Source organism: Microbulbifer aggregans, from assembly GCF_020524005.1.
Classification (GTDB): Bacteria; Pseudomonadota; Gammaproteobacteria; order Pseudomonadales; family Cellvibrionaceae; genus Microbulbifer; species Microbulbifer aggregans_A.
Map to the genome: position 1 here is coordinate 199,783 of NZ_JAIVKK010000003.1, position 13,439 is coordinate 213,221.

The 13,439-nt window shown below is 58.0% G+C and carries 7 protein-coding genes and 2 tRNA genes; 3 read left to right on the plus strand and 6 right to left on the minus strand.

The window, feature by feature from the left end:
* Window positions 1–84: 84 nt before the first annotated feature.
* The 4 genes from nusA to LC093_RS05885 form a co-directional block, all read right to left on the minus strand.
* The gene (nusA, locus tag LC093_RS05870) at window positions 85–1,581 is read right to left on the minus strand and encodes a transcription termination factor NusA (RefSeq protein ID WP_226663162.1); all 1,497 of its coding nucleotides are present in this window, start codon (window positions 1,579–1,581) and stop codon (window positions 85–87) included.
* 134 nt (window positions 1,582–1,715) lie between these two features.
* Window positions 1,716–2,180, minus strand: coding sequence for a ribosome maturation factor RimP (rimP, locus tag LC093_RS05875; protein WP_226663164.1), 465 nt, complete (start codon window positions 2,178–2,180; stop codon window positions 1,716–1,718).
* A 250-nt stretch (window positions 2,181–2,430) separates the two neighbouring features.
* Window positions 2,431–2,507, minus strand: a tRNA-Met gene (locus LC093_RS05880).
* 53 nt (window positions 2,508–2,560) lie between these two features.
* Window positions 2,561–2,637: transfer RNA gene (locus LC093_RS05885), tRNA-Met, on the minus strand.
* 415 nt (window positions 2,638–3,052) lie between these two features.
* Between LC093_RS05885 and LC093_RS05890 the strand changes: the two genes are divergently transcribed.
* The 3 genes from LC093_RS05890 (at window position 3,053) to LC093_RS05900 (ending at window position 7,610) form a co-directional block, all read left to right on the plus strand.
* Window positions 3,053–5,164 (plus strand): TonB-dependent receptor, encoded by a 2,112-nt coding sequence (locus LC093_RS05890; RefSeq protein ID WP_226663166.1) that lies wholly within the window; start codon window positions 3,053–3,055, stop codon window positions 5,162–5,164.
* Window positions 5,165–5,280: 116 nt separating this feature from the next.
* Window positions 5,281–6,459, plus strand: coding sequence for a PepSY-associated TM helix domain-containing protein (locus tag LC093_RS05895; protein WP_226663168.1), 1,179 nt, complete (start codon window positions 5,281–5,283; stop codon window positions 6,457–6,459).
* A gap of 125 nt (window positions 6,460–6,584) precedes the next feature.
* Complete coding sequence (locus tag LC093_RS05900) at window positions 6,585–7,610, plus strand: zinc-binding alcohol dehydrogenase family protein (RefSeq protein ID WP_226663170.1); 1,026 nt, start codon at window positions 6,585–6,587, stop codon at window positions 7,608–7,610.
* Between the two features lie 87 nt (window positions 7,611–7,697).
* On the opposite strand, the gene LC093_RS05905 is transcribed toward LC093_RS05900, so the two are convergent.
* Both LC093_RS05905 and LC093_RS05910 read right to left on the minus strand, forming a co-directional pair.
* Window positions 7,698–8,144 (minus strand): REP-associated tyrosine transposase, encoded by a 447-nt coding sequence (locus LC093_RS05905; RefSeq protein ID WP_226663173.1) that lies wholly within the window; start codon window positions 8,142–8,144, stop codon window positions 7,698–7,700.
* A 70-nt stretch (window positions 8,145–8,214) separates the two neighbouring features.
* Window positions 8,215–13,404 carry an OmpA family protein gene (locus tag LC093_RS05910; protein WP_226663175.1) on the minus strand — a complete coding sequence of 1,730 codons (5,190 nt, stop codon included), beginning with the start codon at window positions 13,402–13,404 and terminating at the stop codon, window positions 8,215–8,217.
* Window positions 13,405–13,439: the final 35 nt, after the last annotated feature.

A 13,439-nucleotide genomic window follows, 5' to 3' on the forward strand; every position in this document is an offset into this window, starting at 1 on the left:
CCTGCACGGCAGGTAATTCGTGGCGCACCAAAGTATTTTGGTGCATTCGATGCCGGACTCTTGCCCGGCACCAGGGCGTCCCGCTTACTGGTCACTGTCGTCGGCGAACCAGGGCTCGCGAGCTTTCATGATCAGTGCGGCTGCACGCTCTTCGTTCATTCCTTCAATATCCAGCAGGTCGTCAACTGCCTGCTCAGCCAGATCTTCCATGGTGGCTACACCACGGCTGGCCAGCTGGAATGCGAGCTGACGCTCCATGCCTTCCATATTCAGCAGGTCTTCCGCCGGCTCAGTTGCATCCAGCTCTTCTTCAGACGCCAGTGCCTGGGTCAGCAGTGCGTCCTTCGCACGGGCACGCAGTTCTTCGGCGATATCTTCGTCGAAGCCTTCAATTGCCAGCATTTCCTCGATGGGCACATAGGCCACTTCCTCGAGGGTGGTGAAACCTTCTTCAACCAGCACACCCGCAACATCTTCATCGATGTCGAGACGCTCCATGAAGGTTTCCATGATGCCGCCGGACTCGGCTTCCTGCTTGGCCTGCCACTCGTCGATACTCATGACGTTGATCTGCCACTGGGTCAGCTCAGACGCCAGGCGTACATTCTGACCGCTGCGGCCAATGGCCATTGCCAGGTTTTCTTCCGCAACCGCTACATCCATAGAGCCGGCATCTTCATCCACCACAATGGACTCGATCTCCGCTGGCGCCATGGCATTGATTACGAATTGCGCAGGATTGTCATCCCACAGCACGATGTCGACACGCTCACCAGACAGCTCGTTAGAAACGGCCTGAACTCGTGCACCGCGCATACCAACACAGGCACCAACCGGGTCGATACGACCGTCGTTGGTGGTTACCGCGATCTTGGCGCGCAGGCCCGGATCGCGCGCTGCGCCGCGAATCTCGATCACCTGCTCGGAAATTTCCGGCACTTCGATGCGGAACAACTCAATCAGCATTTCCGGGCAGGAGCGACTCAGCATCAATTGCGGGCCGCGAGCTTCCGGCTGGATTTCCAGCAGCACCGCACGCACGCGATCACCGAGACGGAAAATTTCGCGGCCGACCAGCTGATCCCTCGGCAAACGCGCTTCGGCGTTGTTGCCCAGGTCTACAGCGATGAAGTCGCGGGTCACCTTCTTGACGGTACCGCTGACCAGCTCACCAACGCGGTCGCGATATTCATCGACGATCTTGGCGCGCTCAGCTTCACGAACCTTCTGCACGATCACCTGCTTGGCGGTCTGCGCAGCGATACGTCCGAACTCAACGTTTTCTACCTGCTCACGGAAAACATCGCCAGCCTTGAGCTCCGGGTCCTTTTCATGGGCTTCTTCAAGCGTGAACTGGGTACCCAGTTCTGCGAGCGTCTCGTCGTCCACGACTTCCCAGCTGCGGAAGGTTTCGTAATCGCCGCTTCTGCGGTCAATGATCACCTCAACCGTGGAATCCTCGTCGTAGCGTTTCTTGGTGGCCGTTGCCAGGGCCGCCTCGATTGCCTGGAAAATAATTTCCCGGTCGACGCCTTTCTCGTTGGAAACCGCTTCGGCTACCAGCAAGATTTCTTTGTTCATGCAGCTGCCTCTTCAAAACGCTACGTGCTGTTTACTCAGTGTTTCAGTGAACTTCCGGATACCGCTGCCGGAAAGCCCTGCAACACTGCCTCTACTAAAACTCAGCCTGACTACACCGGGTTTCACCCCAGATATCAGTCTTCAAACTGGGGAATGATGTTCGCCTTTTCAATACTGTCGATAGGCAACAGATACTCATTCTCGCTGTCTATACGCAGTACCACTTCATCGCCCTCGACGCCGGCAATCAGGCCTCGCCATTTACGCTGGCCATCGAGCGGCATGCGCAGACGCAATTCCACCTGGGCGCCAGTAAAACGACGATAGTGATCCAGCTTATACAACGGCCGGTCCATACCCGGCGAAGAAACTTCCAGGGTGTACTTACTGCTGATGGGGTCTTCGACATCCATCACTGCACTGACCTGACGACTGACTTTCTCACAGTCTTCAACACTGATGCCTCGCTCGGCATCAATAAAGATGCGCAGCATGGCATTGCGGCCATGGGTCTGGTATTCGATACCCCAAAGCTCGCAGTCCAGTGATTCAACCACCGGAGCCAGCAGCTCTTCCAGTATTTCGCGTTTGCTTGCCATATAACCACTTTGGCCCTCGGGCATTGCCGTTTTGTTACCCGGCGTTGCACTGGAGCAGATTCACTGGCGCACTTTAAAAACAAAAAATGGGCAGCGAAGCTAGCCCCACGGTCCGAATGAGAAACCGCGGCGCCGACTCCCGGCCCATTCGGATGGCAACCCCGGAAACCGGCTTGCCGCAGATACGAAAAAGCCCCTAACAGGGGCTTCAACTGCGTGAAGATGACCAGCCGGTCACCTTCACAGAATTTGGTAGCGGGGGCAGGATTTGAACCTACGACCTTCGGGTTATGAGCCCGACGAGCTACCAGGCTGCTCCACCCCGCAACAACATCCTGGGGTTCAACATCCACTCACACCCGAGAGTATAAATGGAAATTTGGTAGCGGGGGCAGGATTTGAACCTACGACCTTCGGGTTATGAGCCCGACGAGCTACCAGGCTGCTCCACCCCGCACCAACAAACCCAGAGACCGAACCTGGTAAGACTTTCGGTCTCTTGCAGTGGGTTGCCCCGACTGCTCAAGAGGCTGCGCATTCTAGGGGGGAGGCCTTGGCGAGTCAAGCCACTTTTGGCATAAATTATCACAAAGGCAGCCCCTGCCCCTGTGAAGCCCCCACGGTCCCTGGCAACGCTTCTTATTATAAGAACGCGGGGCGCTAATGCGCGGGGCTAATTCGCGTCATTTAAACAGTACAAAGATGCACTCCTGCGATTGATAGCAATTCTCATTTTGTTTAACATCACGCCCCAGAATTAAGGCAGTCCACCAAAACCGACGCATCATCCATCAGCGTCCATACCGGCCCGATCTGCCTGCAAGTAACTTCCCTTAAATAAGACAAACTACCTTTTCGAGGAGCCTCGCTGTATGCGCTGCCTGAAAACTTCACTCGCCCTGGCCATCGCGGCCGCCAGCACCGCTGCCATCGCCGATACCGGCACCACTAAAGACCAGCGGATTCAAGAAGAAGTCGTGGTAACAGCCAGCCGCACCGAAAAGCCCCTGAGCGCAATCCCCAATACCGTCACCCTGATCGATAAAGAAGCGCTGACCCAACAGTTGAGTGCGACCAGCGACCTGTCCACCATACTCGGCAACTTGATCCCGAGCTTCGCACCCAGCCGCCAGAAGATGACCAGCTCCGGCGAGAGCCTGCGCGGCCGCAAGCCGCTGTACCTGATCGACGGCGTGCCGCAGTCCAACCCGCTGCGCGACGGTGGACGCGATGGCCACACCATTGACCCGCTGGTCCTGGAGCGCGTAGAAGTCATTCACGGTGCCAACGCAATCCACGGTATGGGCGCATCCGGCGGTATCATCAATCTGGTCACCCGCACCCCGAGTGACGAATTCCAGCAGAGCGTGCGCGTTGAATCCGCCCTGCAGACTGAAGAGGTTGGCGATACCCTCGGCTATAACGGCAGCTACAGCGTTTCCGGAAAAGTAAACGACGTAGATGTACTGGCCAGCCTGACCTACCGCAATACCGGTATCAGCTACGACGCCAACGGGGACATTGTCGGCTTCGACAACACCCAGGGCGACACCATGGATAGCGACACCGTTAACGCCTTCGTCAAAACCGGCTACAGCTGGGACGACCAGCGTGTTCAGCTGACCATCAACCACTTCATGCTGGAAGGCAACAACAACTGGCTGAGTGTCCCGGGGATTATCGCTGAAGGAGTGCCAACCACCGCAGAAAGAGGTGACGTACCCGGTAAATCACCGTCAAATGAAGTCACCACGATCAATCTGCAGTACAGCAACGAAAATGTCTTCGGCCAGAAGCTCCGCGCACAGGTGTTCTCGCAGGACTTCGCCGGTACCTATGGCGCTACCGACAGCGGCACCTTCCAGGACGAAGCCACCTATGGCCCGGGCCTGTTTGACCAGTCGCAGAACAACTCTGAAAAGCGCGGTCTGAAACTCACCCTGATCAAGGATGACATTGCTGGCGCCCCGGTGAGTCTCACCTACGGTGTAGATCTTTTGGAAGATGAAACCTGGCAGCAGCTGATTCTCACTGAGCGTGCATGGGTGCCACCTACTCAGTACAAGAACATCGCTCCCTATGCACAGGCAGAGTTCACTGGTATTGACCGCATGACGATCACGGCCGGTGTACGCCACGAAATTTCTGAATTACAGGTAGACGATTTCACTACCCTGGCATCTTACGGCAGCCAGTCAGTTAAAGGCGGCAATCCGGAGTTCAGCGAAACCCTCGGTAACATCGGCGCCACCTATACGATCTCCGAAGGTCTGCGGGTATACGCGAACTATTCCGAAGGCTTTTCCATGCCCGACGTTGGCCGCGTGCTGCGCGGAATCAACCAACCGGATCAGGACGTAGAAACTTTCCTCGATATGCAACCTATCCTGACTGAAAACCAGGAACTGGGGCTGGAGTTCAGCAGCGACCGCTTCGGTGCGCAGGTCGCGTATTACTCGTCAGACTCGAACTACGGTCAGCGCCTGGCGCTGGGCGACGACGGGATCTACAGCGTGGCTCGCGAAAAGACCGACGTCGACGGCGTAGAATTGCGCGGCCAGTGGTTTGTCACTGAAACCGACACCCTGGAAGCCCGTTACGCCTACACCAAAGGCCGCTACGATGACGATGGCGATGGCAAGGTGGACACCGACCTGGACGGCCGCAATATTGCGCCAAACCGCTTCAACCTGAGCTGGGCCCGCAACTGGACCGATGCTTTCAGCACCCGCCTGCAGGCCAACTGGCTGCTGGATCGCGAGTTTGAAAATGCTGAAGGCGTGACTACACACGAGTTCGATGGCTACACCATCATCGATGCCAGTGCACAACTGAAGGCCCTGAGCGGAGAGTTCTCCCTGGGTATCCAGAACCTGACCAACGAAGACTACTTCACCTACTACTCCCAGACCGCAGGCAATAACGTCCGCAATTTCAAGGGCCTGGGCCGTAGCGTGAACCTTTCTTACTCGAAGGTTTTCTGATTTCTGTTTCATCATGCCCAACGCAGGCCAGTATCCAGGCTGTATGATCGGTATCCTATAGGACCATCAGCTCTGGATTCCGGCCTGCGCCGGAATGACGACTTCACCGAATCATCATGCGTAAAACGTTTTTCATCCTGCACAAGTACGCAGGCCTGATACTGGGCCTGCTGCTGTCATTGATCGGTCTCACCGGCAGCCTGCTGGTGTTCGACCATGCGCTGGATGAAAAGCTCGCGCCGGAAACGGTTACCTTCAAAGCTTCCGAACGCCCCGCCACCTATGCGGAAATCTTTGCCGCAGCCCAGGCCGCGGTACCCGGCAATCCACAACCCACTCGAATGATGACGCCGCGGCAAGCGGGCAGTCCATTTGTGGTCCGGTTTCCCAAGCCGGAGGGTGCCCCAGGACCTGTCGAGGTGAGCGTGTCTCCCACCGATGCCGAGGTGCTTGCGATCCGCGGCTGGGGCGACTTTGCGACGTCAGAGATGACCTGGTTCTATCGCCTGCATTACACCCTGTTAGCGGGCGGCACCGGCAAAACCGTCGTAGGTTTTATGGGGCTATTGCTGATGGTGTTCTGCCTCACAGGACTCGTCCTGTGGTGGCCAAAGAAACCCCGCACGGCAAAATCCCGAAAAGACCGCTGGAAACGCGCCTTTACCATCTCCCGCACCGGCAACCGCTTCCGCTTTTATTTTGACGTGCACAAGGTATTCGGTGTCTATTTTCTGCCACTGCTTCTGATGATCAGTTTTTCCGGTGTCACCCTGGTTTTCCCACAGCAGGTACGCGCCGTTGTCGGCACGCTGTTTACCACCGAACCGCTCGCCGCATTGCCGCAATCCCGCAGCAGCAGTGGCACGGCCCTATCCGCAGATGACGTGGTATCGATTGGTGCTGAGGTATTTCCCGGTGGCGAGCTGAAACGCATCTACCTGCCCCGCAACAGCGCCGACAGCTACGGCCTGTCTTACCGTGCTGCAGGCGAGGTCTGGAACAATTACGGGGCCAGTTTTGTACGTCTCGATCAATATACCGGCGAGGTGTTGATGGTTGAAAACGTCAGCGAAATCCCCCTCGGCAACAAAATCCTGCGCTGGCAGTTCCCTCTGCACAACGGCGACGCCCTGGGGCTTTTCGGGCGCTGGCTGGTACTGCTGGCAGGCTTTGCACCTGCGCTGCTATTTGGCACTGGAATGTATCTGTGGTGGAAAAAGCGCAACCTCAAACAACGCGCCGCCAAGCCGCAAACCGCCGCCATAGATGTCCCCTCCTCCCCCGCTTCGCTATGAACTTCTGACATAGGTCAAAGCTCTACACTGACTATTCGCCTAGTATTCGGGCCACACACTTGAGTACGATTCAAATTCAGGCGCGCTCAAGCCCAACCTTCATCACACAGGAAAGGAGTTCCCGAGTGAAAGCCATTGGCCTGCATCAATACCTGCCGATCGACAACGAAGAGTCGTTGGTTGACCTGCAGATCGACCGCCCCGAACCGGGCCCAAAAGATCTGCTGGTTGCGGTCAAGGCAATTGCTGTAAATCCCGTCGATACCAAGGTTCGGGCGCCAAAGTCCGAGCCCGTCGTGGAAACCACCCCCAAAATTCTCGGCTGGGACGCGGCCGGCGAAGTCATCGCGGTCGGCAGCGAGGTTACCCGTTACAAGGTGGGCGACCAGGTGTTTTACGCCGGCGATATCACCCGCCCGGGCTGCAACAGTGAATTCCAGCTGGTAGACGAGCGTATCGTCGGCAGAATGCCTCGCACTCAGGATTACACCGCGGCTGCGGCGCTGCCGTTGACCAGCCTCACTGCCTGGGAGGCGCTGTTTGAAAGGCTGGGGATTTCCAGCACGGGTGAGGATGCCGGTAAGTCGATCCTGATCATCGGCGGTGCCGGTGGCGTTGGCTCTATCGCCATCCAGCTGGCCCGCACCCTCGCAAAGCTCAACGTGATCGCCACGGCTTCACGCACCAAGTCCAGCATGTGGATAAAACAGATGGGTGCCCAGCATGTGGTAAATCATCGCAACCCTGTGGATAGCGAACTGAGCGATATCGGTATTCCGATGGTGGATTACATTCTGTGCCTGAACGACACTGACCAGCACTTTCCCGCCATGGCCAATGCCATCAAACCACAGGGAAAAATCTGCTCCATCGTCGACAACCGCGAACCGTTAGCACTGAACCTGCTCAAACCAAAAAGCGCGGCGTTTGTGTGGGAGTTTATGTTTACCCGCGCGATGTTCCAGACCGACGATATGATCCGCCAGCAGGAGATTCTGAATAAAATCTCAGACCTGATCGACCTGGAGAAATTGGTCACCACAGTGGGCGATAGTATCGAGCCAATTACCGCGGCCAATTTGCGCTTGGCGCACAAGCAGCTGGAAACGGGGAAGACAATAGGGAAGATTGTGCTTGCGGGGTGGGAGTGACCACCCACTCTATGTAGGAGCCTGCTTGCAGGCGAACATAAATTCGCAGCGCGCTTTCGCCTGCAAGCAGGCTCCTACAGGTCAATGCTAGAGCCAGATCGCATCCCACAAAGGATAATTGCGCAGAGACTTGACCAGCCCTGCCCGTAAAGGATTCGCCACAACATATCGGGCGACGTTCACCAAGTCTTCATCTTTTCTCAAGGCATGATCGTGAAAACCACGCTGCCAGACAGGCCCCTGCCAGACTTCCCGCAAAACCATCGTCGTCAGCGACTTGGCCTTTTGTACTATTTTTGAAAGGTTCCCATCGCCACCAAGTTGCAGTAACCAGTGGATATGGTCCGGCATAACCACATAGCACAATGTCTCAGCCTGGTGGACTTGCATGATGGCATGCACGAATTTTCGGCCGTTTAGGAAGTTTCGAAAGATGAGTTGGCGCTGATGACAGACAGCGGTGACGAGATAGATGCGGTTTGGCTCACCGTCGCGGCCGGTGCGGAGGCGGTTACCTTGGGCATTCCTTGACATGGGGATTCCAGTATTGTCGATAGAGGTTCGCCTGCGAGCAGGCTCCTACCTGCTGCAGGCGAACCGGGTTTTAGAGCTTACCCACCATATTGATAAACACACCCTGGCTATCGTAATCCAGGTCGGTCAGGTCGTCGGAGAAATCGGTAAAGTTGTAGCCGATACCCGCCTTGAAGTTGCGCCCCATCTGGCGGTACAGCGCCAGCAACGCACCACTCTTGCTGTCGCCCGCCTCTGGCAGGTCCAGCATGCGGCCTTCCAGCAGCAGGTCCCACTTGTTCACAAAGTGCCAGTCCGCGCGCAACACATACAGGCTCGCGGTACTGTCAAAGAACTGCGGGTCTTCGCGCTCCATGCTCAACTGGCCGAGGCGGTAGGCGTACTTGGCACCCACAGTCCAGCGCCGGGTCAGGTCGTAGTTGGTATCCACCGAGAAGATATGGCTCTTCTGCACAAATTCCGTGGCGGTGTTGGCCACCAGTACCTGATCCGTGGTCGGCACATTGTAGAAGTAGGTGTACTTCAGCAAGGTGTTCCAGCGATCGTTATCCACAGGACGGTACGCATAGCCCATGACGCCTTCGGTGAACTTGCCATCGTAGAACTCACCCTGTGAACTCTGGCTGTCGGAATAGTTGAGCTTGCCGACCAAACGCCAATCCGGATTGATCTGGAAGCTCAGGGCGTTTTTCAGCAGCCACGTCTTGCGCTCGCTGTCCTGCACCGTTTCCGGGTCAATCAGCATCTGCATATTGTCCACGCGGTATTCCACCGCACTGGACAGGCGCAGAGCGCTGTCATTAAAGCCCATGCTCGCACCCATCGCGCGGCGCTCGGTTTCGGCGCCGGTGCGCGGATCTTCCAGAGTACCGGCTTCGAGGCTGGTACCGTAATTCCACTTGTCACTGGGTGCGAGATCCACGCCCAGCGCGTGGGTCAGGCCTGTGGATACATCGCCGTGGGTATAGCGCTCTTCGCCGTAAATACTCGTGGTATCGGAGAAGCGGCTGCGGAAACCACTGTTCAGGTTGCCCTTGCGCGCGCGCACGCCGGTGTCGGTACGCTCGTTATCCAGGGTGTAGTTGAGGTAGAGATTGGTGCGGTCGGTCACCAGGAAGTCAGTGCCGAGGCTCGCCGCGGTACCCAGGTCGCCGCCGGACAACTCGCTGTCTACGGTCAGGCGCTCGCTCACACGATAGGCACCGCCGAGGCCGACCCGGTTGTTTTCCTCGCGGCTGCCTGACAGCTCTGCGGTGCGCTGCACGAAACCAAAGGCATTCCAGTTGGCACCGGAGTCGTAGCTCGCCTGCACCGCCACATCAGTACGGTCACCCTGCTTCTGGGTAACCGGTACGACCGGTGAGAAGTCTTCGCGGGAATCCGAACGGGCGGCAGTGGCGACACGCCAGTTGTCATTCAAGCGGTATCCCAGCTCCACATCCATCGCCGATGTCTGCAGGCCCTGGACCTGTTCGCTGGTGTCCATTTTCAGGCCAACATCAACGCGCTCGCCAATCGGGACATTTACAGTCGCACCGTACTGCTCAGTTTCCCGCGTCACCAGCTGGCCCGGGGCCGAGAAACCGGCATCGCGCTGCTGGGCATAAACGGTACCGGAACCGCGCACACCTTCGAAGAAGTCGCCAACCTGCAGCGCCGCTTCAAACTTGCTCGCGCCGGACTTGGCATTCGGGTCGAGCGGCTCGACCTGGTCGAGTCCGTTCTGGTTGAAGCTGTAACCGCCATCGAAGGAAGACAGGCTGTCGAGGGTGTTGCCCTGGCTTTCCGCCACTTCCACTTTCACCCAGCTGCCGGCGCTTTTGCGCAGGGTCAGGTCCACACCGTTGAGGGACGACTCGTTGTCTTCCTCGTCCTGCTGGCTGGCACTCACACCGATCTTCACGTGATCACCGGCCCAGTAGTGGGCGCGGCCGCCCACCGCCAGGGTATCGATATCGTCAAAGCCCGGGGTGTATTCATAGCGGGCCACCAGGAACTGCGGATTACCGCTGTAAGCGCCGTCCTGGATGATCAGGTTGTCATTGGCGATCGCCGACAGCGGACGGTTCAGCAATACGCGGCCCTGGATGTAGTCCACGTCGTAGTCGATTACCGGAGTCAGGTTTTTCACGCCCAGCACCAGGCCGGAGTTCTTGTCCCGCACCTCTACCCGCAGGCGTTCGGAGCCGGTGAGGATATCCTGGTGGCGCAGGTAAAACAGCGAGCCGCCGGTACCACGGAATTCATCGCGACCGGCAATAGTGCCGGGCTCCGCGCTGAACGCATCCACCTGGAAGCGCTTATCACCGAAGTCGGTAACGTCGTCGGTTTCAAAGTGGAAATTGGCACCATAAAGCGCGCGGTCGATATGCGCGAGTTCATTGTCGGTGTAAGACGCCTTGAAGTTACCCCACAGGCCGTAATCGTCGTAGTTCGACAGCTTGATGTAGAACTTGCCCGAGGTAGGCGCGTCTTCCACGACGGTGGAGTCGTCACCGAAAGTGGGATAGTAGAGGTCGCTGTCGAGACGGCGGAACAGGGCATCCGGTGTTTTTTCCATAAAGTTGGAAAACAGCTCGTCTACCGGACCTTCCTGGGTGTCTGCACTCGCGCCCAATTCCCAGCCATCACCGAAAGAGCCGCTGGTATAGAACGCCAGGCGACCGTCGTAACTGGCGGAGTTGTCGTAATGGGTTTCATCACCGGTGACCAGCGCTGCCGGACCGTTGGTGGAATCCTTGGCGATGGTGACGTCGGCAATACCCACGGTGAACCAGTCGTCGCGGGTAAACTCGAGATCCCGCAGGAACAGGTCGCCATTGCCCTGGTCGTCGAGTACTGCCACTTCCACGGTATGCAGGCCCTTGGCGAAAATCTCTTCCGCCACGAACTTGCCGTCGCTGCTTACCGGAATTTCGCGGCCCGCCAGCCACACGCTGTGATTTGCCGGAATCTGCTCGCCGTTGACCAGCACCGCATTGCCATCCACCGGGATATTCTGTTCGGCCAGGCGGTTCTCACCGTAACCGACCAGCAGTTCCTGTTCCGTGGTGGTTTCCTGCAATTGCGGCTCGAAGTTATCCACAACCCACAATGTCTGCGGACGAGTTTCGTCGAAGCGCTGCTTCCAGTCGTAAACCCGCACCACATACTGCAATTTCTTCAACGGCGCCTGGTAGGCCTCGAAGTCCGCCTCCCAGCTGCCTTCACCATTCTGGTCCAGGGTGACCACCGCCAGAGGTTCGTCGCGCAGGGACTGCTCTTCCTCGAAGATGCGCACTTCTGCACGGGTAATGTACGACGGATAGTTGGTGTAGCGCTTGAACTGCACCCGGCTGTCCGCCAATTCCGTATCCGGGTCGTCGGCATAACGGATGGTGGTCGGGAACGCGGTGACGTTCAGGCGCGGCTGCATGGCCTGGTTGTCGAAGCGGAACTGGATATTGGCTTTCTGCAGGGCCACGTCAGTACAGCGCTGCAGGTCCGCAGAATTCTTGTACGGATCGTATTCCGGTGCGCCGTCTACGGTAATACGCATCAGGTTCAGCGCGTAGGGGTTGTGTGCTTCGGCTTCGCGCTGGATACGTTCGATTTCCAAGCGATCGCTTTCCGCCAGCACCGCCAGTTCTTCGTACAGCACCTCGACTTCCACGCGGGCGCCGTCCATGTGGATAAATCCAGTCTGCACCACGTCCGGGGATTCCACAAAGCCGCGCCCTTCGAAAGCCACCTGCTCGTCGGTAAGGCCGAGTTGCTGTTGCACCAGCTCCATGGTTTTCCGCGCACGCGCGCGGGACAGGCCCACGTCGTCGCCATAGACCATGGCTTCACGGCGCTCCATGCGCTCGTTGTCACTGTAGCCGACGAAACTCAGGCGCACGCCTTGCTTGCCCGCCACTTCGTCCATCAGCCGCTGCATCTGACCCAGCTGCGCCGCACTGATCTGCGGCTCGCCGCCGCGGATAAAAATTGGCGGGATGGCGCCGGTGGGCGACTCGTGGGTAATGGTGATGGTTTCCGCGGCAGCGGATTCCGGGCACGCCTGCACACCGTCGGAAGCCGTTTCGAGTAAATCGTCGTACCAGAATTCCACTTCCACGCGGCGGTTCAGTGCGCGGCCCTTGGCGGTATCGTTGGCCGCGATCGGCTGGGTCGCGCCCTTGCCGCTGCTGGTTACCATATAGCCGGGCAGGTTCAGCTGGTCCGCCACCGCCAGTGCGGTTCTCCGGGCTTCCGCGCGGGACAGTGCCATCTGGTCGTCATACAGTTCCGCCGGGCCTTCTGGCAATGGCTGGCCGTCGGTATGACCGACGAAATGAATGGTGAGGTTGGGTTTGTCCAGCAGGGTGTTGCGCACCTCGCTGATGCGGCGCACGAAAGCTGCCGGCAGATCCGCCTGGCCCGGTTGCAGGCGCAGGGGCGTTACGAGGTTTTTCAGGCGCGCGCGCTGGTCAGTGCCGGCGGTGTAGTGCAGCTTACACACGGTTTCCTGGCGACAGACCTGTACCCGGTTGAGTTGCAGCGCCTGCGCGCGACGCTGGGCCGCACGCGCTTCCTGGTCCAGCTCGAAATAACGCAGCTGAACCTCAACACGGCGGTTCAGTTCACGCCCTTTCTCGGTGATATTTTCTGACAGCGGCTCGCTGTCACCACGGCCTTCAAACACCACGGCGTCTTCCGGCAACTCCAGTGCAGTCTGGAAATATTCCGCAACCTGCCTGGCGCGCGCTTCGGTAAAGGCCGTTTTATCTTCAATACCCGCCAGCTCGTCTTCGGTCAGCGGATCGCTGTCCGTGTGGCCGATAAATATGAGCTGCATCTCGTGCGCATTGTCGAGTACCGCGAGTTTTTCCCGCAGCTGCTCCAGCAATGCCGGATCGATTTCGTCATCCACAGTGCGGAACAGCAGCGGCGGCAACACGTTTTTTTCCACCACGGCTTCTTCCGGGGCAACAAACGTTTCCGCATCCTGCACCCAGCGACTGGCGGCGCCAGCAATCAATGAGGATTCCGTATTGTTACCCAGGGGACTTTCACTGAAATCCGCAGTGGGTTCGCCGTCGGTAGAAAGGCCCGGAATCAGCTGCCACCAGGCGCTTTCAACTTGGGCTTGCTGTTCGGCTTCTGCGGCAAAAGCCGGGACTACTGGCAACAATGCCAGTGCCAATAAACTATTGCGGAGCTTGCCGGAAAGCTCGGTGGAGCTGGATCCCGGCATGCGCCGGGATGACGGTGAAGTTTGTTCCAGAGTCTTCGTCATACCGGCGCACGCCGGTATCCAGTTTCTGCGGATCG